Below are 21,080 nucleotides of genomic sequence, written 5' to 3'. Positions count from 1 at the left end.
CAATGCGATCCATTGAAACAAGCAGTGAAGCGCGCGCCGGCGAGCACGCGTTCATCGACAATGCCGCGCTGATGCTGCGCGCGGTCGGCATCGGCAAGACGTTTACGTTGCATGGCCAGGGCGGTGTGCGGATCGAAGCGCTCGCGGGCGTCTCGCTCGATGTCGAGCGCGGCGAGTGCGTGGTGCTGGTCGGGCCGTCTGGCGCCGGCAAGAGCACGCTGCTGCGCTGTCTGTACGGCAATTACCTGGCGAGCAGCGGCTCAATCGTGGTTCGCGATGCGGCGAATGACGGCCAGCCCGTGTCGATCACCGGCGCCGAGCCGCACGACGTGTTGCGTCTGCGCCGTGGCGTGGTCGGTTATGTGAGCCAGTTCTTGCGCGTGATTCCGCGCGTGCCGACACTCACGCTAGTCGCCGAACCGCTGCTCTCGCGCGGCGTGCCGGAGGACAAAGCGCGCGCGCGTGCGGCCGCGCTGCTAACCAGATTGAATGTGCCGGAGCGGCTGTGGTCGCTTGCGCCCGCCACGTTCTCCGGCGGCGAGCAGCAGCGCGTGAATATCGCGCGCGGTTTGATCGCGGAGCACCCGCTACTGTTGCTCGACGAACCGACGGCTTCGCTCGATGCGGAAAACCGCGACGTGGTCGCCGATCTGATCGTCGAGGCACGCGAGCGCGGCGCGGCGATCGTCGGCATTTTCCACGACGAAGATACGCGCAGCAAGGTGGCCACGCGCCGCCTGGAACTGCAGCCGCCGCTGCGTCACTGACGCGGATCGCATGAAGCGGCGCAAGCGCCGCGCGAAACAGCACTACACTGACGCATGCGGCATCGATGCAAAAAACACCCATACAGCCACACTCAAGTCTGACTGACTACGGAGCAAGTCGATGTTGATCAGGAACGCTCGCATCGTGACGCGAGACGAAGTATTCACCGGCGTGCTACGCGTCGAAGACGGCGTGATTCGCGACGTCGAACGCGGCACGACCAGTGCGCGCGAAGCCGAAGATTGGGACGGCGACTATCTGTTGCCCGGCCTGATCGAACTGCACACGGACAATCTGGAGAAGCATCTCGCGCCGCGTCCGGGCGTGCAATGGAACACCGATGCCGCCTTCGTGATCCACGACGCGCAGGTGGCCGCGGCCGGCATCACCACCGTGTTCGACGCGCTCGCCATCGGCTCGCGTACGAACGTGGGATTGCGGGGCCGCGATCTGCAGACGCAATGCGCCGCGTCGCTCACGCGGTTTTCCGAGCGCAAGCTGTTGCGCGCCGAACACTTCCTGCATCTGCGCTGCGAAATCGCCACCGCCGACGTGGTGGAAGTGTTCGATTCATTGTGCGCGCATCCACTGCTGCGGCTCGCCTCGGTGATGGATCACACGCCGGGGCAGCGCCAATGGCACGACCGCGAGCAATGGCGCCGCTTCCAGGAACGCAACGGCAAGCTGAGCGACGAACACGTCGAGACGGCGCTGGCCGAACTGTCGGTCGAACAGGCGCGTTACGCCGATGCGCACCGCCGCGAGATCGTCGCGCGCTGCAACCGGCTCGGCATTCCGGTGGCGAGCCACGACGACACGCTGATCGAGCACGTCGAACAGGCCAGGCAGGAAGGCATCGTGCTCGCCGAATTCCCGACCACCCGCATCGCCGCCCAGGCCGCGCGCGAGCACGGCATCTCGACCATCATGGGCGCGCCGAACATCGTGCGCGGCGGCTCGCATTCGGGCAACGTGTCGGCGCTCGAACTGGCGAAGGCCGGCTTGCTCGATATCCTGTCGTCGGATTACGTGCCGTCGAGCCTGATGACCGCTGTGTTCGAACTGGTCGACAAAGCCGGCTGGAGCTTGCCGCGCGCGATGCAAACGGTCTCCGCCGAACCGGCGCGCACCGCCGGCTTGCACGACCGCGGCGCGATCGAAGCGGGGTTGCGCGCGGACTTCGTGCGCGTGACGATGCTCGACAAGTTGCCGGTGCCGCGCGCAACGTTTCGCGGCGGGGCACGGATCGTTTGAAGTTTGAAGTTTGAAGTTTGCGAAAAGACCTTGTTGCAAGGGTCTTTTGCTGTTCGCCGGGCGTGTGCCTCACGCCTCGCGAACAGCCTCAGGGTGTGGACGGCAACTGCCCCCACGCCACCAGTACCTTCTGAATTCCACGCGCATACGCATCGCGCTGTTTCGGCGTTTCGGAGTGGTAAGCGCCGATCGCGCGCCACGTATTGCCGTGCTTGACCATCTTCTGTTTCAGCAGCCAGGCCGCCACGTACACGTTCACGCACGGATCGATCAGCGCGCGATGCGGCACGCCTTCGCGCGCGAGATCGTCGAAGTGAATCGAATTGATCTGCAACTGACCCACGTCGATCGAACCGTTGACGTTTTGCCGTATCGCGCTCGCGTCACCCTTCGATTCATACCACGCCAGCGCTCGCAGCACCCACGGGTTGACGCCTTGATAAGCCGCGGCTTCGTTGAAACAGTCGTCGGCCGCTTGCGCGGCGCCGCACACTGACAGGCAGGCGAGTGCGGTCAGGAGGATCTTCAGGGACATGATGCATCCTTCCGCTTGTCAGCGATAAAGAGGCGAGCGCCGCAGCGCCGCCGGATTACTTCGCCAACGCCTGTTCGATCTGGCGCTGCACGGAGTCGAGATAGGCATGCGAGGCGTCGGATACGACGATGCGCACCACCGGCGTCGGCGGACTTCTGCGCTCTTGCGTGGGCGCCGCCGCATGCTGCTTCTTGCGATGCGTCGCCGGCTTGAGCGGCAACGTGTCGTCGCCCGCGCCCGGCGGCGGCAGCATCGCGAGCGACGGCAACGGTGGATACACCTTGTCCGCCGCAGCCGGAAATGCGGCCGGGATTGCGCCGCCGGATTGCGGATCGGCGCCCGGCTGACCGGCGAAGGCCGGCGCGCTAAGCAGCATGGCCAGCGCGAGAAAAACGATGCGAACCGTCACGGTGCCCTCCTTCACTGAACCGTCCTGATGGACACGCTATACGGCTGACCCAACCCGGCGGTGCGGTTCTCGAAGTTCACGCGCGCGGTGCGCTGTGCCGGCACGCCCTTCCACACCGCCTGATTCAGATACGCGAAGTCCTGTCCCAGCGCGGTCACGAGCACGACCGTGGACTGTGGCTGCGCGGCAGCCAGCGCGCCCGCCTTGGCGAGCACGGCGGCGAGTTGCGGATCGCGCGCACCGAGCGCATCGGGCGGAATATCGAAGCTGATCACCTCGTTCGGCGCCTTGTCCGGATGTGCCGCAGTCGGCCCAGGCATCTGCGCGCATCCGGCGACCGCGAAAACGGCAGCCAATAACCCTATCTGTCGCTTCACGGAAGTCTCCCTTCAGATTCGTTGCTATATCGGAGTTTTCGGCAGGCTCGCGGCAAAGTTGATATGGCGGAAACGCTTCGCTGAAAATCAAAAAGACTTGCCTCAAGATCGGCGCAAACGATTGCTTCGGCGCTCGGCAAAGCGAGGATCGAGGCAAACTTGCCTCGCGGTTTTGGAGGGAAGAGAGAAGCCGGCGACAGAGATAGAAAGCAGTTGGAAAGAACACGGAAAGCTGAGAGCAAAGTCGCTTACCCGCAGCAAGCGATGCAGACGGCCACAGCGACGCCCGTCAGAAGCGTCGCCAATCCAGGCCGGCAGCCCGCGTGTTCAGCCAGATCACGCCGTCGGCTCGGCCTCGTGCCCTTGCGTCGCGCCAACGTCCGCCTGCGCCTGCTCGAACTGTTCGCGGCGGCGCATGTCGAGCACATCGTGGTAACGCATATAGCCGCAGCGTCCGCCGGATTTGGCCGCGTACATTGCCGCATCCGCGTTGAGCAGCAGTTCCTCGGCTGTGCCGCTGTCGTCCGGGAACTGGCTGATGCCGATGCTCGCGCCCACGGTCATGCCTTGCCCGTCCACCTGGAGTTCCTCGTTCAACGCCGCCATGATGCGCGAGGCAATGGCGGGCGCCGCCTCCGCAGAACGCGGCCCTTCGATCAACACGATGAACTCGTCGCCGCCCAGACGCGCCACCACATCCGCGGAGCAGAGCACCTGCTTCAGGCGGCGCGCCACCGCGACCAGCACCTTGTCGCCAACGGCGTGGCCGAATTGATCGTTGATCTGCTTGAAGCGGTCCAGGTCGACGAACAGCACCGCCAGTCCTTCCTCGCGCCGCGTCGCTTCGTCGATCGAGTTTTCGAGCTTCTCCATGAACAGCACGCGGTTCGGCAGTCCGGTCAGCACGTCGTGCGTGGCGAGATGTACGAGTTCTCGTTGCTTGGTGTGCAGCGCGTCCATCTGCGCCTTGATTTCGCGGCGCAGCCGGTCGAAGCAGCGCGCCAGCACGCCGATCTCGTCGGTGCGTTTGAGCGGCAGCGTTTCCATCGCGTGCTCGGCGAACAGATGCGTCGCCGCGTACGCGAGACTATGCAGCGGCTTGGTCAGCGCGCGCGCGAACAGAACCGCGAGGAACAGCGCCAGCACACTGAAAATCAGCACCATGCGCACGATTCTGTCGCCGAGCAGATTCGCGCCGGACAACACGTCTTCGAGCGGTTTGGCGAGACCGAGCACGATGAAGCGGTTGCCCTCCAGATCGCCGAACGGCCTGCGCACGAAAGCGAGCACCTGGCCTGCAGCCTGGTGTGGCCGCGCAAGACCGTTGACCAGCGCCTCGCTTTGCGTCTGTTCGAAAAGCGGCTTGGTGACGGAGAAACTGTCCTGCATCAGCACGCGCCGGCCGCGATCGAAGCCGAAGGTTTTCGAGGCGTCCGGATTGACGAGGAAATCGCCCCACTCGTTGGCCAGATAGACCTGATAGTCGCTCGGCAAATCGCTTTGCACGCGCTTGAACAAACCCGCCAGATCGATGTCGATCACGACCACGCCCACCACCGTGCCGTTACCGTTCGACACCGGCGTGCCGAGCCGCAAGGTCGGCTTGCCCTCAGCGGCATGCGAGCCGTATTCATGGTTGACCAGAATCGGCGAGGTGTAGATGCGGCCCGGCGAAAACGCCAGCGTGTCGAACACATACGCGAACTGGCCTTTCTCCTGCAGTTTGTCCCCTTCGACGCGCACGAGGCCGTCGGCGTCGCGGTCGAAGCGAACCAGTTCGAGCCCATAGTGCTGACGCGAAATCAGCCGGACTTGCAGGTACTCGGGGTGATGCACCATGAAACTGGAATACACCTGCGCCAGCCGTTCGCGTGCCGCGCTCGGGCCGGCACCGTCGTCGGTCTGCGCGAGCTCCGCCGTGGACGGCATGCTCGCGAGCACGAGCGCGTCGGCGGCGACATCGTCGATCGAGGTGGAAAAGCGCTGGCCGAGCAGTTCCGTCGACATGAGCAGGCTGCGCTCGGCTTCGTTCACGAGCATCGTGCGGTTTGCGCGATACGCGTAATAGCCGGTCGCGCCGGACGCGAGCACGCCGATGCACGCGAGCAGCACGGATAATTTGAAGGTCAGCCCAGGCCGCATCATCAAAAACGCTCCGACCGGTCCCCGGACACGATTCGGGCCCACAGGTCCTCGCGCCGCTGGATATCTTCCACCGGGCCGATCCACACAATGCGCGCGTTATCGGTGTTTTCCGCGGGCGCCGTCAACGTGTTGGCGAGTCCCTGGCGTTGCGTGAGCAACGCGCTGACCTCCGGTTCGAGCATGTAGTTGATCCACGCGAGCGCCAGCGGCCGATCGGCCGCCGCGCGCGTCATCGACCAGCAATCCAGCCACGCGAGCGCACCTTCGTCGGGAATCACGTAGCCGACATCGGCGCCGGCACGGCGCAGCAATTCGACCTGCTGGGTGCCGTAGTTGCCGAACATCAGCGCGACCTTATGCTGGATGAAAAACGCGGTCGCCTCCTCGGGCAACGTGTAATAGGTCAGCAGATTGCGGCGTAGATCGACGAGCTTGTGAGCAATCGCGCGCATTTGCGCGGCATCGAGTTGAAAAGGATGCGGATAGCCGAGCGCCAGCGCCGTGAACGAGAAATTGTGCTGCGCGCTATTGAAGTCGAGCACCTTGCCGCGATAGCGCGGATTCCACAATTCGCGCATGGAGCGCGGCGCCACGGCGACCTGCTTGCGGTCGTAGATCAGGCCCATCGACGAATACGTAAACGGAATCGCGTATGCCTTGCCGCCCGACGTGATGCCGCCGATCGAGGCAAGCGCCTGGAAGCGCGGCAGTTGTCGTTTGGTGTTTGGCACGCTCGCGAGATCGAGCGGCGCCAGCAGATTCGCTTGCGTGTAGCGCTGGATTTCCGCTGTATTGGCGGCGAGCACGTCGAAAGGCGGCGCATTTCTGGCGTGCATCTGGGCCCACAGCGCCTCGTCGGAATCGACCAGCGTCACTTCCACTTTGGCTTGGTAGCGCGCCTCGAAATTCTTGACGACGTCGGCGTCTGCATAGCCGGGCCAAGCCAGCACGCGCAAAATCTTCTCGTCGGCTTTAACCGGCGACGCCGAGAAAAGGCCCATGCCGATAAGCGTGCCGATCAAATATGTTAAAAATCCCCGACAAACGCCACAAAACAACAAACGTGGGCGCGCCACGGCAGCAGCGATTCGCGAATGGAAGAATCGTTTAAAACAGCGCTTTGCATCTGCCGTCAACATCATGTGCATAACCAACACCGTTTAGCAGAAGGCCTTTCTGACGAGCGCAAACACGCGGACTCGATCCGCGGACAGGTTGCCCGGTGACTTTCTTCAGACAGAGACGCTCGATGCTGCATGTGGCTGAGCGCGAGGAGCATCGATAATAGCGCTAAGAAAACCATTTTTGGTTTTTGGCTCAGCCACAGTCGAAAAAAATTGCCAGTCGGATGCGATGCAGCAGACCCGCTCATCTGCATTTGACGGCAAGTTTTGCGCAAACTTTAACTCGCCATTGATAGATTGAAACGCGCGAACACGTGAACCGCGCGCTGTAATGCCGCGCGACAGTCCGTCGATTGATCATGGCATTCGGAAGTTGCCAGCGGCGCTTCTAAAGAAGACCCGCGCCGATGCCGATAAACGATCTCTTGCCCCACGCCGCCGGCGGCGACAGATGGCAGACCGCAGCGTCGCCGGATGCCACGCGGCCTGTCTCCTGGGCAATCGAAGAGACGGACAAGAAACAGATCATGCGCCTGAGCAAAATAGAGTGGATGTGGGTGGCCGTCGCGGCCGGTTCGATCGCGTGCTTCGGCAGTTGGCTGCAGGGCGAAATGAACCGGACCGCGCTCGCGCGCGCCGAGCGCGAGACGCAGGACATGCGCGGCACCTGCGCAGGCATGTCCGCGCATGAAGCGCAGATGATGACCAAAGGCGAGCTATGGTGCGGCGAGGTCGGCGCAGCGCGCGCGGAAGCGCTCGGCAAAGAGTAAACAGAGTAACCGGCCGCGTTGTAGTCCACCGGCACTCGGGCGCCTTGAGGCGTGCTTGAGGCGTGCTTGAGGCGTGCTTGAGTCGCGCTTGAGTCGCGCTTGAGTCGCGCTTGAGTCGCACATGAGTCGCACATGAGTCGGACATGAGTCGGACAGACGCGATCGGCAGACGCAATTAGCCAACTTCATTACCGGGCGATTACAAATCCGAGGCGCGCAGCTTATTCCACCCATTCCCATGCAATACGCACCGCAGCCGCTTTCGAATCTCCACCACATTCAAGCACTAAAAGCTATCCTCATGCGCCATCCGGTGTTTCACTAGCTACCCAATCTTTTTGAACTGATAAGCTTGGCGCGCGCTGCTGGCCGCCCCGGCTGGCAGCTTCAACCCAAGCCCGGTCGTGAGTCGCGCCGGGTGCCCCGCAGCGGCACAATCGCATGCGGGCGAATTTGAACTACACCGAGGAGTTAAACAGTGAAAAAACTGCTAGCGGCTTTGACGGTTGCTCTGCTTGCTACCGTCTCGATTGGCGCACACGCTAAAGATTGGTCGACCGTGCGTTTCGGCGTTGACGCCAGCTATCCCCCGTTCGAGTCGAAGGGCGCGGACGGCAAGCTCGTTGGCTTCGATATCGACCTCGGCAATGAAATCTGCGCGCGCATGAAGGCCAAGTGCGTGTGGGTGGAAAACGATTTCGACGGCATGATCCCGGCCCTGAAGGCGAAGAAGTTCGACGGCGTGCTGTCGTCGATGTCCATGACGCCGCAACGCGCCGAGCAGATCGCCTTCTCGAACAAGCTGTTCAACACGCCGACGCGCCTCGTGGCGAAGAAGGGTTCGGGCATCCTGCCGACGGCCGACTCGCTCAAGGGCAAGACGGTTGGCGTGGAGCAAGGCACGATCCAGGAAACCTACGCGAAGACGTACTGGGAAGCGAAGGGCGCGAAGGTCGTGCCGTATCAGAACCAGGACCAGGTCTATGCCGACTTGCTGTCGGGCCGTCTGGACGCAGCGCTGCAAGACGCGGTGCAAGCTGAAATCGGCTTCCTGAAGACGCCGCGCGGCGCCGGCTTCGAATTCGTCGGCAAGAACCTCGACGATCCGAAGATCCTCGGCAACGGCGCAGGCATCGGCATGCGCAAGGAAGACACGGATCTGAAGGCGAAGGTCGACAAGGCGATCGCCGACATCATCAAGGACGGTACGTACAAGAAGCTCGAGAAGAAGTACTTCGACTTCGACGTGTACGGCGGCTAAGTTGGCCATGCGCGTCTGAGCGCGCGCATGCCGGTTGGCAGAAACGGGCTCCGCCACAGGCGGAGCCCGTTTCGTTTGCGGCGCCGCATAAAACCCCACACTGCGTCATATCGGCTAAGATCGTGCGATCGAGGCGCCCGCGAGGCGCCGCCCACCGGCCCGCCATTGACCGGCCGCGAAGCAAATTCCCCACTGTTATCAACGAGATAGCGCGGCGCGCCCCACTTGGCCGCGGATTTGAAAACCATGCAAACCCAAACCCATCCGCTGATTGCCCCGACGCTCGGCACCGCCCGCAACCTCACGAGTTTCCACTACGGTCCTGGCGGCGGGCAGAAGATCTATATCCAGTCGTCGCTGCATGCCGACGAGTTGCCCGGCATGCTGGTGTCGTGGGCGCTGCGCCGCAAGCTGGCCGCGCTGGAAGCAGCCGGCAAGATTCGCGGCGAAGTCGTGATCGTGCCGGTAGCCAACCCAATCGGCCTGAATCAACACTTTCTCGGCCATCTGACCGGACGCTTCGAAACCAACACCGCGCAGAACTTCAACCGCAATTTCCACGATCTGTCGGCGCTAGTGCAGCCGGTGATCGAGTCGCGCCTGAGCGACAGTCTCGAGGCCAACCGCACCGCCATCCGCACCGCCATGCGCGAGGCGCTCGATGCGCAGAAGCCGGCCACCGAACTCGAATCGCAGCGCCTCGCACTGCAAAAGCTCTCGTACGACGCAGATGTGGTGCTCGACCTGCATTGCGATTGGGAAGCCGCGATGCACCTCTACACGAACCCCGATCTGTGGCCCGAAGTCGAGCCGCTCGCCTGCTATCTGGACGCCAAAGCGTCGCTGCTCGCGCTCAATTCGGTGGGCAACCCGTTCGATGAAATCCACAGCTTCTGCTGGTCGGATCTGCGCGGCCGTTTCGGCGACCGCTTCCCGATTCCGAACGGCTCGATCTCGGTCACGATCGAACTGCGCGGTCAGCGCGAGGTGTCGTATGAGTACGCCGAGCACGATGCCCAGGCGATCATCGAATATCTGACCTCGCGTGGCGTGATCGACGGCACGGCCGCGCCGCTGCCGCCGCTCGAATTCGCCGCCACGCCGCTCGCCGGCGCCGAGCCGATCGTCGCGCCGATCAGCGGCGTGCTGGTGTATCGCTGCGAAGTGGGCACCTGGGTCGACGTCGGCCATGAGATCGCCGATATCGTCGATCCGCTGACAGAGCAAGTCGTCACGCTGAAAAGCACGGTGGCCGGCGTGCTGTACGCACGGCATCTGACGCGCTTTGCGACGGCCGGGCTGGAGTTCGCGCGCATCGCCGGCGCGAAGGCGTTCCGCAGCGGCTCGCTGTTGAGCAACTAACTCTTCGGGCGGTGCCGCCTCGTTGCCCGTCGCCTCCGTAAGTGCCTGAACCGAAAAGCAAATCGCCCGCTATTCAAGCGGGCGATTTGCATTGGGCGCGTCGGTTGTCGAAACCCGGATCAGAAGGCAGGAATGATGGCCCCTTTGAATTGCGTATCGATGTACTTGCGCACTTCGTCCGACTCGTACGCCGCCACCAGCTTCTTCACCCACGGCTGATTGCGGTCCTGCTCGCGCACCGCGATCAGATTCGCGTACGGGCCCTTGAGGTCCTCGATCGCGATCGCGTCTTTGGTCGGCTGCAGGCCGGCCTTGACCGCATAGTCGGTATTGATCGACGCCGCGTCGAGATCGCCGAGCGCGCGCGGCAGTTGCGCGGCGTCGAGTTCGACCAGCTTGATCTTCTTCGGATTCTCAGCGATATCCAGCGGCGTCGCGTTGACGCCGTTCGTGCCGACGCCCGCCTTCAACTTGATCACGCCGTACTTCTGCAAAAGCAGCAACGCGCGGTTGCCGTTCGACGGATCGTTCTGAATGCCGACCTTCGCGCCTTCCGGCAAGTCCTTGAGCGACTTGAGTTTCTTCGAATAGAAGCCCATCGGCGACACATAGGTCAGGCCGACATTGACGATCTTGTAACCGCGTTGCTTGATCTGGCTGTCGAGAAACGGCTGGTGCTGAAAACCGTTGGCGTCGAGGTCGCCCGCGTCCAGCGCGGCGTTCGGCTGAATGTAATCGTTGAATTCGATGACCTTGACGTTCAAGCCTTCGCGCGCCGCCACTTTTGTCACGACCGTCCAGATTTGCGCGTCCGGACCGCTCATCGTGCCGATCTTGAGTTGTTTGTCGTCCGCGTGCGCGAACGTGGCCGTCAGCGAGACGGCGGCGATAGCGAGCAGCTTCTGGATGATTGTGCGGCGTTGCATGCGTTTCCCCACGGGCGATTTGTCGATAGGCGCGCATCGTCGCATGCGGACGCGGCGTCCGAAACCAATCGTTTTTCACACGCTTATGCCCGATCCGGAAAAAGCTTATATGCGCATGCCCTGCGCGATTTGCGCCGGCAGCGCCATGTGAGTGTCGCGCAGGCACGACAGATTTCAAAAATAACCATGCTGTCACATACCTTACTCTGCGTTCCCTTAAATTGCGGGCCATCGCACGACCTGACCAAAGAGTTCGGCGTCGCGATCGCTTAATTTTTAATCGGAGAAAGTCTTGAACAAGAAACTATTGACCGCCGCTACTCTCGCCGTCTTCGCCACCGCCGCCCACGCGCAAAGCAGCGTCACGCTGTATGGCGTGATCGATGCCGGTATCAGCTACGTGAACAACTCGAAGACCGCAACGGGTCACGACAACCTCTTCAAGTACGACGACGGCGTGGCCCAAGGCAGCCGTTGGGGCTTGCGCGGCACGGAAGATCTGGGTGGCGGCCTGAAGGCGCTGTTCGTGTTGGAAAACGGCTTTAACAGCGGCAACGGCACGCTCGGCCAGGGCGGCGCGCTGTTCGGCCGTCAGGCTTATGTCGGTCTGTCGCAAAACAACATCGGCTCGCTGACGTTCGGTCGCCAGTACTCGTTTTCGACCGACTACCTGGGCGGCAACTACTCGACCGGCGGCCAGACCGTCGCGGGTAACTACGCTTATCACATCAACGACGTCGACCAGCTGACGTCGAGCCGTATCAACAACGCAGTCAAGTTCAGCAGCGCGAATTTCGCGGGCCTGACCTTCGGCGCGATGTACGGCTTCTCGAACCAGGCTGGCGCGTTCGCCGGCTCGCCGACGGTCGGCACGACCGCGGGTTCGTCGCGCGCTTATAGCTTCGGCGTGAACTACGCAAACGGCCCGTTCGGCGTCGGCGCGGCTTACACGGACATCCGCTTCCCCTCGCAATCGACGCCGGCGTTCTCGACGGCGATGGCCAACGTGACGACGGGCACCGTGCGCGATCTGCGCACGTTCGGTGTCGGCGGCCGTTACACGATCGCGGCAGCCACGTTGTGGGCGTTGTACACGAACACGCGTTTCGAGCCGATCACGGGCGGCACGACGACGTTCGCCGCCTATGAAGCAGGCGCGAAGTACGCGTTCACGCCGGCTCTGACGGCAGGCGCGGGCTACACGTACATGCACCTGAGCAACGCGAACAAGGGCCACTGGAACCAGGCGGACCTGAGCGTCGACTACGCGCTGAGCAAGCGTACCGACGTGTACGCGCTGGGTATCTACCAGATCGCTTCGGGCCACAACGCGGCAACTGGCGATGTGCAGGCGCAGATCGGTTCGAGCACGAGCTACTTCAGCACGTCGGGCACGGGTTCGGATAACCAGTTGGCGTTCCGCGTCGGTATCCGTCACAAGTTCTAAAGCGAGTCTCTCGCAGCGGGGAACGTGAGTTCGCTGCTGGATCGAGGTTCTGGAAAAACGCCCCGCGGGGCGTTTTTTCTTTTGGGCAATGGCCCTGCTTGCTACGGACGCGGGAAGCCGAGCGCGTCCGCCTGCGTTCTCAGCTCCGCAAAGCGGCCGCCCACCGCGCTGACTGCCGTATTGGGGACGGCGCTTTGCGGCGTGACCTGACTTTTGTCCAGCTGTCCGATGCCGGTCGCGGTCGAGGCGCCAGTGGCCGCCGACGCCGTGCACGCCGCGCCGTAGACACCCGGCGTGACGGCAATGGCCGGCACGTCGGTGCGCGGTGCGTCCGCCAGATCCAACGCATACGCGAGGTTGACCGTTGCCGGATCACTGCCCCGCGCGCCGAGTGGATCGAGTCCAAAGCGCCAGGCAAGCAGTTGGTGGATCGAACTGGGATCGAACGGGTAACGCGACACACTGTTCGCGCGTACGCGCGGTCCGAGCAGCACGCACGGTACGCGAAACCCGAGCCGCCCGTCGTTGCCCAACGCGCTTTCCGCGGCCGATACCGGCCTGACAGGCGGCGCGACATGTTCCATGAAGCCGCCCCACTCGTCGTAGACGATGATCACGAGCGTCTTGCTCCAGTTCGGGCTCGTGCGCAGCGCGTCGTAGATCTGCCCCAACAGCACCTGGCCATTGCGCACGTCCGCATGCGGATGATCGTCGTTCGAGGTCCCCTGCGATTCGCCGCCGAAACTCGGATCGACCATGCAGAACGACGGCAGCGTGCCCGCGGCGGCATCGGTGAGGAAATCGGCGAACAGCTTGGAACGTCCGACATAGCGGGTGCCGTAAAGCGCCGTGAACGGCACGTCGTGGAAGTAATACGTCGACGAGATGTTCTTCGCGTCCAGCCGGTCCCAGATGGTCGGCAGCGACGAGACGTCGAGCGTGTCGCTCAGACGGTCCGTTTCACCGCTATGCAGGTAGACCCGGTTCGGGTAAGTGTCGGCGAGAATGCCGCTCATGTAATAGTCGCACACCGTGTACTGCGTGGTGGCCCCTTGGTAAAACTCCAGATCCGCGGACTGGAAATAGCCGACCGGCAGCAAGTCGCCGGGCGTGAGGCTGGTGGCCGGCGTCAGCAGAAAGCCGTTCATCGCGCCGTTTGCGAGGTGGACGCGCCCGGCTTCGTACGCGTGATTCGGGTCCGCATACGCGCAACCCTGGAAGCCATAGGCCGCATTGGCGGTGAGCGCGAACGACGCACGCGCCGTGCCGAACGCATCGGTGAACGTGCGGCCTGCCTGTGCGCCTTCGGCGTTCGGCACCCATCCCAGCAAATGATCGAAGGAACGGTTTTCCATCGTGACCAGCACGATATGGTCGATGCCGGAAGTCGACGGATCAGGCAGAGGAGGACGCGGAAGATTGGCGCGATCCGGCGGGATCGTTCCGATCGCAGGCGGGGTCGACCCGTCTGACCCGGAGCCGCCGCCGCGCCCGCCACATGCCGACAATGCGATAGAACTTGCCAGCGCGGCGAGAATTTTCCGGCGCGCAAAATCAGGCGGATTCGGGGGCCGAGTGTTCATTTCGTCGTCTCCTGGGTCTATGTGTATATCGTGAGGGTGTGTTCGCTCGTACCGCTGTTCGACTGCGTCGAGAGAGGTAGCAGTTAACGTTCCTCCCTGCCGGATGCTTTGCACATCGGCGCATGACATATGTATCCAACCAGTCGCGCAAGTGCGCAAAGACGGGTTCCCACCGCCAAGGGTGGCATGGCTATGAAGCACGGGCTGCTGATGGCCAAACCCGCCGGTTTGGTGATTGTTGGAACCCCTCAGTCATCCGAAGCGTATGGCTTCATGCTTCGCAAGGATGACGGAGTTCAAGAAACCGGTGGACGACGTCATGGCTCGCGGTTGTACGCAGCGCCAAACGACAAGGCGTTTGATTGAGCTTGGCGAAGCACATCGGAGTTTGATCGAGCTTGGCGAAGCACATCGGATCGCGATGACATAACGCTGATATCCGCCGCGCGGGTCGATGCTCACCGGCACCGCACGGCTCGGCCGGCAGAAGGCGCTGTGACATCGGATGGCGAAAGTTCTGGTACGCTGCGCGCTTTGCCACCGCTTGCATTCGACTCGATGGAAACACCCTTCAATGATCGTGGCGTGTCGGTCACGCGCAACGCACTCTCATCCGCCGGCCAGGTCTTTCCGCTGCGCGAAATCGTGGATGTGCGCGTTGTCACCGTGCCGAAGAACAAGGTCTTGCCGATCGCGATTTCGCTGCTTGGACTGGCCGGCGTTATTGCCGGCGCGATATTGCGCTCGCCCGTAGGCATGGTGTGCGGCACGATGCTGGCTGTGGTCGGCTGGCTCACCTGGCTGAGCCAGGACATCACGCATCGTCTGATGGTGCAGACGGCGAATGGCGAGCGTGAAGCGCTGTCGAGCGTCGATCGCGATTTTGTCGAACGCGTCGGCGTGGCCGTGAACGAAGCGAAGGCCACAGCCGCCGCACCGAAGGTTTGATGCCGCGCCACGCGGCTATTCGCCGCTATCGAGTGCGATAGCACGGCACGCGCCCCGCGCGACTATTGATGCAGATCGACACTTGCACGGGCCGGTTGCCGGCCGCGCCCGCACCTTGACACATCTTTGCAATCGCACCCGAGCGGCCATGTAGAGTCGCCGCTCCTGTTATCGCGTGTTCCCTCCCGCAGGTTTGCAAGCGACCCGGTTTTATCGATCACGCCGCGGCCAATCCAGCGCGATTGCTGTTCGCGCTGCCCGCCTCGCCGCTTGCAATGCCTCGCCTTCGTCAGGGACCCGCCCTCTTGCAAAGCGTGTGACCTATGTTCCTGTCGTTTCTCGATGCCGCGCGCCGGCATTCGCGCCTCAGCCGGCGTCGTCTCAGCGCGGCCGCGCTTGTCGTGACCGGTGCGCTCGTAATGAGCGGCTGCGCCGTGACCTTCCCCACGCCCACGCCGCCCGCGCCGGCTGCCTCCCTGATCAACGGCGGCCAGGACGGCCTGCTGATTCCGCTGCAAGTGGAGCATGTCGACACCGGTCACGCGCGCCTCGGCCTGCCGATCCAGCTCGACAGCAAGGCGGTATATGTCGCACTGGATACCGGCACGCAAGGCGTGCGCGTGCTGAAGTCGGTCCTTCCGGGCACGGACTATCCGAACGCCGGCCCGCTGAGTTCGCTGCCGTTGGCGAACGGCGCGCAAGTCTCCGGCGCGGCCGTCAGACTGCCGATGAGCCTGGCGGGCACGAAGCCGGCGCAAATCGACGCGCAAGCCGTCGAACTGGTGAACTGCCAGCCCAACGCCCGGCGTTGCGTGGGCATGGATGGCTACACCGGTGAATTCGGCTGGGCATTCTCGGGGCTGTTCGGCATCGGCGCTGCGCAACCGGACGACACCTGCTGCACGCAACCGCTGCGCGCGTTGCCCGGCAACATCGGCCAGCGCTATCTGGTGCACTCGAACTTTGCGAAACCTTACCTGGTGCTGAGTCCGTCGAGCGCGCTCACGAAGGACTACACGATGGTGCCGATGACCGTCCTGCAAGATGGCTCGGCGCAATGGCCGAGAGGCTGCGTCAACGTCGGCGACAAGATGACCTTTTGCGCCCCGCTGGTGTTCGCCACGGCCAGCACCGACATGATCCGCGTTGAAATGGACAAGGCGCCGAACTGGACCGGCGACGACGAAGTCGGCAAGGTGCTTAATCAAGGCAACTACAACGCGGCGCTCGGCACAGGCAAATGGGTGCATCGCTATGAAGGCGCGCAAGTGACGATCGTCAAGGCGAAACCGGGCGCCGATCGCATCGTGATCGGCCTGATGGGCATGCAGAATATCGACGTGCTGTTCGACTTCCCGCACGGCCAGCTGGGCCTGCGCGCCGCGAGCGAGATCGAGCAGTTCGGGCAATAACCGCTGCGGTATCAGTTGCGGCATCGGTCAATGAAAAGGCCGTGCGATTGCTGGTGAATCGCACGGCCTTTTCACGTCCACGTCGAGCTGAGACGAAGCAACCGTCCGCTATTCGATATTCAGCGGATTCACATGCCAGATGTTGCGTGCATATTCGCCGATCGTGCGATCCGACGAAAACTGCCCCATGCCCGCCACATTCTCGATGGCGCTTTCCGTCCATGCGCGTTTGTCGACGAAGCGCGCGTCCACTTCGTCCTGAGCCTTGGCGAACGCGGCGAAATCGGCGAGCACCATGTAGTGATCGCCCCAATCGACCAGCGTATGGAAAATATCCGAGAAGCGCAGCGGATCGTCCGGCGAGAAGAAGCCCGTGCGAATCTGGTCGAGCGCCGTGCGCAGTTCCGCGTTGTCTTCGTAGATTTGCCGCGGCCGGTAGCCGGTGGCGCGCAGGCTGTCCACCTCATCCGCGGTATGGCCGAAGATGAAAATGTTCTCGCGGCCCACCGCGTCGCAGATTTCGATATTCGCGCCGTCCATCGTGCCGATCGTCAACGCGCCGTTGAGCGCGAGTTTCATGTTGCCGGTGCCCGAAGCTTCCGTGCCGGCCATCGAAATCTGCTCCGACAGATCGGCGGCCGGAATAATCAGCTCCGCCACGCTCACGCCGTAGTTCGGCACGAACACCACTTTCAGACGGTCGCCGACCAGCGGATCGTGATTGACCTTTTCGCTGACGTCGCCGATCAGTTTGATGATGGTCTTCGCCATCCGATACGCGGACGCGGCCTTGCCGGCGAACATCACCACGCGCGGCACCCAGTCGAGTTCGGGATTCGCGCGAATCTGGTTGTAGCGCACGATCACATGCAGAATGTTAAGCAATTGCCGCTTGTATTCGTGAATGCGCTTGACCTGCAGATCGAACAGCGCGTCCGGATCGAAATGCAGTTTCGTGTGATGCGCGAGACGGTGCACGAGCCGCAGTTTGTTCTGCCGCTTTGCTTCACGGAAGGCTTCGATAAAGCCGCTATCCGTGCGCAGGTTGCGCAACTGCTCCAGTTCAAACAGATTGCTGCGCCAGTGTTTGCCGATCTGCTGATCGATCAGCGAGGACAGCGACGGGCTCGCCTGCGCGAGCCAGCGGCGCGGCGTGATGCCGTTGGTGACATTGGTGAAGCGGTCCGGATAGATGCTTGCGAAGTCGGCGAAGATATCGCGCGTCATCAACTGCGAGTGCAGCTTCGACACGCCGTTCACCTTGTGGCTCGCAACGATCGCCAGATACGCCATCCGCACACGGCGCTGCCCGTATTCGTCGACGAGCGAAATGCGGCGGATCATCTCGGCGTCATGCCCTGATTGCTCGCTCACGTGCTTGAGAAACTGCGCGTTGATCTCGAAGATGATCTCGAGATGGCGCGGCAACAGCCGCGCGAGCAACTCGACGTCCCACGTTTCGAGCGCCTCGGGCATCAGCGTGTGGTTCGTGTACGAGAAGATCTGCGTCACATGCTTCCACGCCTTGTCCCACTGCAGATGGTGGACGTCCACCAGCAAACGCATCAGCTCGGGAATTGCCAGCACGGGGTGCGTATCGTTCAGATGCACCGCCACCTTTTCGGAGAAGCGCCCGAACGTGCTGTGCGTGCGCTGATAGCGGCGAATCAGATCCTGCATGGTCGCCGAGACGAAAAAGTATTCCTGCCGCAAGCGCAGTTCGCGGCCGGCCGGCGTCGAGTCGTCCGGGTACAGCAGGCGCGAGACGTTCTCCGACATGTTCTTCGTGTCGACCGCATTGCGGTAGTCGCCGCGATTGAACGCGCCGAGATCGAGCTCCTCGGCGGCGCGCGCCGACCATAGGCGCAGCGTGTTGGTCGCGTCGGTCGCGTAACCTGGAATGACGGTGTCGTACGCGGTGGCGTTCACGTGCTGGGTGTCGATCCATTCCACGTGTTCGCCGCGCTGCACCGTGCGGCCGCCGAAGTGAACCATGTACGTGACTTCGGGCCGCGGAAACTCCCACGGATTGCCCGCGCGCAGCCAGTAGTCCGGCGCTTCGACCTGCTCGCCGTTGACGATCTGCTGACGGAACATGCCGTATTCATATCGGATGCCATAGCCGAAGCCCGGAATGCCGAGCGTCGCCATCGAATCGAGAAAGCATGCCGCGAGCCGGCCGAGGCCGCCGTTGCCGAGCGCTGCGTCCGGCTCGATATCGATCAGCGCATCCATATCCACGCCCAGGCTCGCCAGCGCTTCCTTCATCTGGTCGTGGATGCCGAGGGCGAGCAAGGCGTTCGTAAAGGTCCGGCCGATCAGGAACTCCATCGACAGGTAGTAGACGCGTTTCACGTCCTGTTCGTATTGCAGGCGCGTGGTTTTCATCCAGCGCGCGACCAGCCGGTCGCGCACGGCGAGCGCCGCGGCGTGCAGCCAGTCATGCGGATGCGCGGTGACGGCGTCCTTGCCGACGCCATACATCATGCGATTGGAAATTGAGCGCCGTAGCGCGTCGACGGTACTGTTGAGCTGGTCGAATTCCAGATCGACGGCTGTCATCGAAGCCTCCGGGGAAAAAAAGACGCGACATACGCGAACCGCACAGATGACGGGCGGGAGGCGCGAGCCGGTCAGGCGGGTTAAGAAACAGAGTAGGTCATTTTACGACCACCGGACACCGGCGGGCGCGAGCGCCTGGTTATGCACATGCCATGCCCGCCGACATCAGCCGGCGCGCCGCTTTTTCGCACGCGCGAGGTGCAAGCCACGTGTGTGTGGCACTGCGCGCGTGCATCGGTTCCGCAAAACTGGCAAACGATTGCGAAACGCCCAATGCGCATTGAGTGAAAGGCCACGCCATTATTTTTTCGCCGCGTGACGCGCGGATGAAAGAGTGGGTGGCTCGACGCGTGGTCAAATCGGAGCACCTCGCCTGCAAGCGGGTTATGCCGGAATGGCGTGTGACGCCACGGGCGCGCAGTAGTTCGCAGACGCCCGGCGGGCTTGACCGTTAGTTGCATCCGTAAAGGCGTAATCGGCGCCCTGCCTCGCCCGAGTCCCAGCACGATTTCTGCGTCTCTGTAACAATCACTACATTCGCCGCGCGGCTGCCTGAAATGCCTCGAACGCTGCATTCGGGTCACGCGCGTCTGACGTCCCGCAACCTCTGCCACTCGCGCGCCGCGCGCCTCGACTCGTCCGGCTGCACGCAGGCATGCTCAACCCGTCGAGTCACCGCCTTGTCCGACAAACCCAGCGCCGTCCACCCTGCCCCGCCTTTTCCCGCGGACGTCCCCATGTCCGCGGCCAACCGCCGCGCGATGGCCGCGATCATGCTCGCCGTCGCGCTCGCCACGCTCGACACCGCCATCGCCAACACCGCGCTGCCGGCCATCGCCGCCGACCTGCATGCTGCGCCGGCGGCGTCGGTGTGGATCATCAATGCGTATCAGCTGGCGATGGTCGCGACGCTGCTGCCGCTCGCCGCGCTCGGCGATATCGTCGGGCATCGGCGAATTTATATCGGCGGGATTGCGCTTTTCACACTCGCGTCGCTGGCGTGCTCGCTCGCCTCGACGCTGCCGCTGCTGGCTGCCGCGCGCGTGCTGCAAGGCCTCGGCGCGAGCGCGATCATGAGCGTCAACACCGCACTGATCCGCTATCTGTATCCGCCGCACCGGCTCGGACGCGGTCTCGGCACCAACGCGCTGATCGTCGGCGTGTCGTTCGCGGTCGGACCAACGGTGGCGTCGCTGATCCTGTCGGTTGCCGCGTGGCCGTGGCTGTTCGCGGTCAATGTGCCGCTCGGCCTGCTGGCCTTGGGCTTCGCCTGGCCGGCGCTGCCGCACACCGAGCGCGGCAAGCACAACTTCGATCCGGTCGCGGCGCTTCTGAACGTCATCACCTTCGCCGCGCTGATCTTCGCGCTCGGCGAGGCGGCCCAGCGCGCGTCGACGCAACTGGTAGTGAGCGCGGCGGCGATTGCGCTGGTGTTCGGCTTCTTGCTGATCCGCCGCGAAGCGGGCCACCCTGCGCCAATGCTGCCCGTCGATCTGTTCAAGCGGCCGGTGTTCGCGTTGTCGGCGGTGACGGCCGTGTGTTCGTTCGCCGCGCAAGGGCTGGCGTTCGTCTCGCTGCCGTTCTACTTCGAAGACGTGCTGCATCGCAGCCAGGTCGAAACCGGCTTTCTGATGACGCCGTGGCCCGTGGTGGTCGCGCTGGCCGCGCCGCTGGCGGGCAACCTGTCCGACCGCTATCCGCCAGGACTGCTCGGCGCGATCGGTCTCGCGGTGATGTCGGCGGGCATGGCTTCGCTGGCGCTTCTGCCCGTGCATCCGCACGTGCTCGACATCGGCATTCGCATGGCGATCTGCGGCGCGGGCTTCGGGTTTTTCCAGTCGCCGAATCTGAAGGCGTTGATGGCGAGCGCGCCGCCGGAGCGCAGCGGCGGCGCGAGCGGCATCGTCGCGACCGCGCGGCTGCTTGGGCAAACCACCGGCGCGGCGCTGGTCGCGTTGAGCTTTGGGATTGCCGGGCGGCATGGGCCGACGCTGGCGCTGGGCACCGGCGCTTTCTTTGCGGGAGCGGCGAGCCTCGCGAGCGGGCTCAGGTTGCTCGCGCCGTCGCATCGGTCAGGCGTGCATGCGAAGGCGTCGATGAAATGAAAAAAGCGGGCGCGCTGGAGTGACAGTGCGTCCGCTGTAGTTTGCTGGGTTGCAGCTTCGTTCTGCTGCTTTGCTTTGCAGTGTTGCTCGCA

17 protein-coding genes and 1 pseudogene are annotated in these 21,080 nt (G+C 63.3%); 10 read left to right on the top strand and 8 right to left on the bottom strand.

From position 1 onward, the window contains the following. The first annotated feature begins 2 nt into the window (after positions 1-2). Entirely contained in the window at positions 3-767 is a 765-nt protein-coding gene (phnL, locus tag B0G82_RS30550; protein WP_116147882.1) for a phosphonate C-P lyase system protein PhnL, read from the top strand. Positions 768-888: 121 nt separating this feature from the next. Continuing rightward, positions 889-2,022, top strand: coding sequence for an alpha-D-ribose 1-methylphosphonate 5-triphosphate diphosphatase (locus B0G82_RS30545; RefSeq protein WP_121310037.1), 1,134 nt, complete (start codon positions 889-891; stop codon positions 2,020-2,022). A gap of 88 nt (positions 2,023-2,110) precedes the next feature. Here the strand turns inward: B0G82_RS30545 and B0G82_RS30540 are convergent, their stop codons facing one another. The 5 genes from B0G82_RS30540 to B0G82_RS30520 all read right to left on the bottom strand — a co-directional run bounded on the left by B0G82_RS30540 (position 2,111) and on the right by B0G82_RS30520 (position 6,489). Next, positions 2,111-2,557, bottom strand: coding sequence for a lytic transglycosylase domain-containing protein (locus B0G82_RS30540; protein WP_106282416.1), 447 nt, complete (start codon positions 2,555-2,557; stop codon positions 2,111-2,113). Positions 2,558-2,612: 55 nt separating this feature from the next. Beyond that, positions 2,613-2,966: a hypothetical protein gene (locus B0G82_RS30535; protein ID WP_241974902.1), complete on the bottom strand. Its 354-nt coding sequence runs from the start codon at positions 2,964-2,966 to the stop codon at positions 2,613-2,615. Between the two features lie 11 nt (positions 2,967-2,977). After that, on the bottom strand, positions 2,978-3,286 hold the full coding sequence (locus B0G82_RS30530) for a hypothetical protein (RefSeq protein ID WP_121310947.1): 309 nt from the start codon (positions 3,284-3,286) through the stop codon (positions 2,978-2,980). Positions 3,287-3,679: 393 nt separating this feature from the next. Next, positions 3,680-5,488: a diguanylate cyclase gene (locus B0G82_RS30525; protein WP_116147877.1), complete on the bottom strand. Its 1,809-nt coding sequence runs from the start codon at positions 5,486-5,488 to the stop codon at positions 3,680-3,682. Then, a complete protein-coding gene (locus B0G82_RS30520) occupies positions 5,488-6,489 on the bottom strand; it encodes an extracellular solute-binding protein (RefSeq protein WP_241975032.1) in 1,002 nt (333 codons plus the stop codon). Before B0G82_RS30520 ends, B0G82_RS30525 begins: the two co-directional genes overlap by 1 nt. A gap of 650 nt (positions 6,490-7,139) precedes the next feature. Between B0G82_RS30520 and B0G82_RS30515 the strand changes: the two genes are divergently transcribed. The 3 genes from B0G82_RS30515 to B0G82_RS30505 all read left to right on the top strand — a co-directional run bounded on the left by B0G82_RS30515 (position 7,140) and on the right by B0G82_RS30505 (position 10,005). Next, positions 7,140-7,382: a hypothetical protein gene (locus tag B0G82_RS30515; RefSeq protein ID WP_116149174.1), complete on the top strand. Its 243-nt coding sequence runs from the start codon at positions 7,140-7,142 to the stop codon at positions 7,380-7,382. A 478-nt stretch (positions 7,383-7,860) separates the two neighbouring features. After that, entirely contained in the window at positions 7,861-8,643 is a 783-nt protein-coding gene (locus B0G82_RS30510) for an ABC transporter substrate-binding protein (RefSeq protein ID WP_121310035.1), read from the top strand. A 246-nt stretch (positions 8,644-8,889) separates the two neighbouring features. Beyond that, positions 8,890-10,005 (top strand): succinylglutamate desuccinylase/aspartoacylase family protein, encoded by a 1,116-nt coding sequence (locus B0G82_RS30505; RefSeq protein WP_121310945.1) that lies wholly within the window; start codon positions 8,890-8,892, stop codon positions 10,003-10,005. A 119-nt stretch (positions 10,006-10,124) separates the two neighbouring features. On the opposite strand, the gene B0G82_RS30500 is transcribed toward B0G82_RS30505, so the two are convergent. Beyond that, entirely contained in the window at positions 10,125-10,931 is an 807-nt protein-coding gene (locus tag B0G82_RS30500; RefSeq protein ID WP_116121987.1) for a MetQ/NlpA family lipoprotein, read from the bottom strand. Positions 10,932-11,223: 292 nt separating this feature from the next. On the opposite strand from B0G82_RS30500, the gene B0G82_RS30495 reads away from it, so the two are divergent. Beyond that, entirely contained in the window at positions 11,224-12,378 is a 1,155-nt protein-coding gene (locus B0G82_RS30495; protein ID WP_106282421.1) for a porin, read from the top strand. A gap of 101 nt (positions 12,379-12,479) precedes the next feature. On the opposite strand, the gene B0G82_RS30490 is transcribed toward B0G82_RS30495, so the two are convergent. After that, positions 12,480-13,961: an alkaline phosphatase family protein gene (locus B0G82_RS30490; protein WP_121310034.1), complete on the bottom strand. Its 1,482-nt coding sequence runs from the start codon at positions 13,959-13,961 to the stop codon at positions 12,480-12,482. Between the two features lie 207 nt (positions 13,962-14,168). Here B0G82_RS30490 and B0G82_RS39870 point away from each other — a divergent pair. From B0G82_RS39870 to B0G82_RS30480, 3 genes and pseudogenes are all read left to right on the top strand, one after another. After that, positions 14,169-14,283: pseudogene (locus B0G82_RS39870) on the top strand (amino acid ABC transporter substrate-binding protein); the annotation flags it as partial. 236 nt (positions 14,284-14,519) lie between these two features. Beyond that, on the top strand, positions 14,520-14,909 hold the full coding sequence (locus tag B0G82_RS30485; RefSeq protein WP_106282423.1) for a DUF6232 family protein: 390 nt from the start codon (positions 14,520-14,522) through the stop codon (positions 14,907-14,909). 323 nt (positions 14,910-15,232) lie between these two features. Continuing rightward, the gene (locus B0G82_RS30480) at positions 15,233-16,321 is read left to right on the top strand and encodes a hypothetical protein (RefSeq protein ID WP_121310033.1); all 1,089 of its coding nucleotides are present in this window, start codon (positions 15,233-15,235) and stop codon (positions 16,319-16,321) included. Between the two features lie 108 nt (positions 16,322-16,429). On the opposite strand, the gene B0G82_RS30475 is transcribed toward B0G82_RS30480, so the two are convergent. Next, positions 16,430-18,883, bottom strand: coding sequence for a glycogen/starch/alpha-glucan phosphorylase (locus B0G82_RS30475; protein WP_116121990.1), 2,454 nt, complete (start codon positions 18,881-18,883; stop codon positions 16,430-16,432). A 737-nt stretch (positions 18,884-19,620) separates the two neighbouring features. Here B0G82_RS30475 and B0G82_RS30470 point away from each other — a divergent pair. Further along, complete coding sequence (locus B0G82_RS30470) at positions 19,621-20,988, top strand: MFS transporter (RefSeq protein WP_121310032.1); 1,368 nt, start codon at positions 19,621-19,623, stop codon at positions 20,986-20,988. The last annotated feature ends 92 nt before the right edge of the window (positions 20,989-21,080 follow it).

Origin of the sequence: Paraburkholderia sp. BL17N1 (genome assembly GCF_003634175.1) — a bacterium.
Taxonomy (GTDB): domain Bacteria; phylum Pseudomonadota; class Gammaproteobacteria; order Burkholderiales; family Burkholderiaceae; genus Paraburkholderia.
The sequence above is the reverse complement of the archived record's forward strand: the minus strand, read 5'-3'. Positions and strand labels throughout refer to the sequence as shown.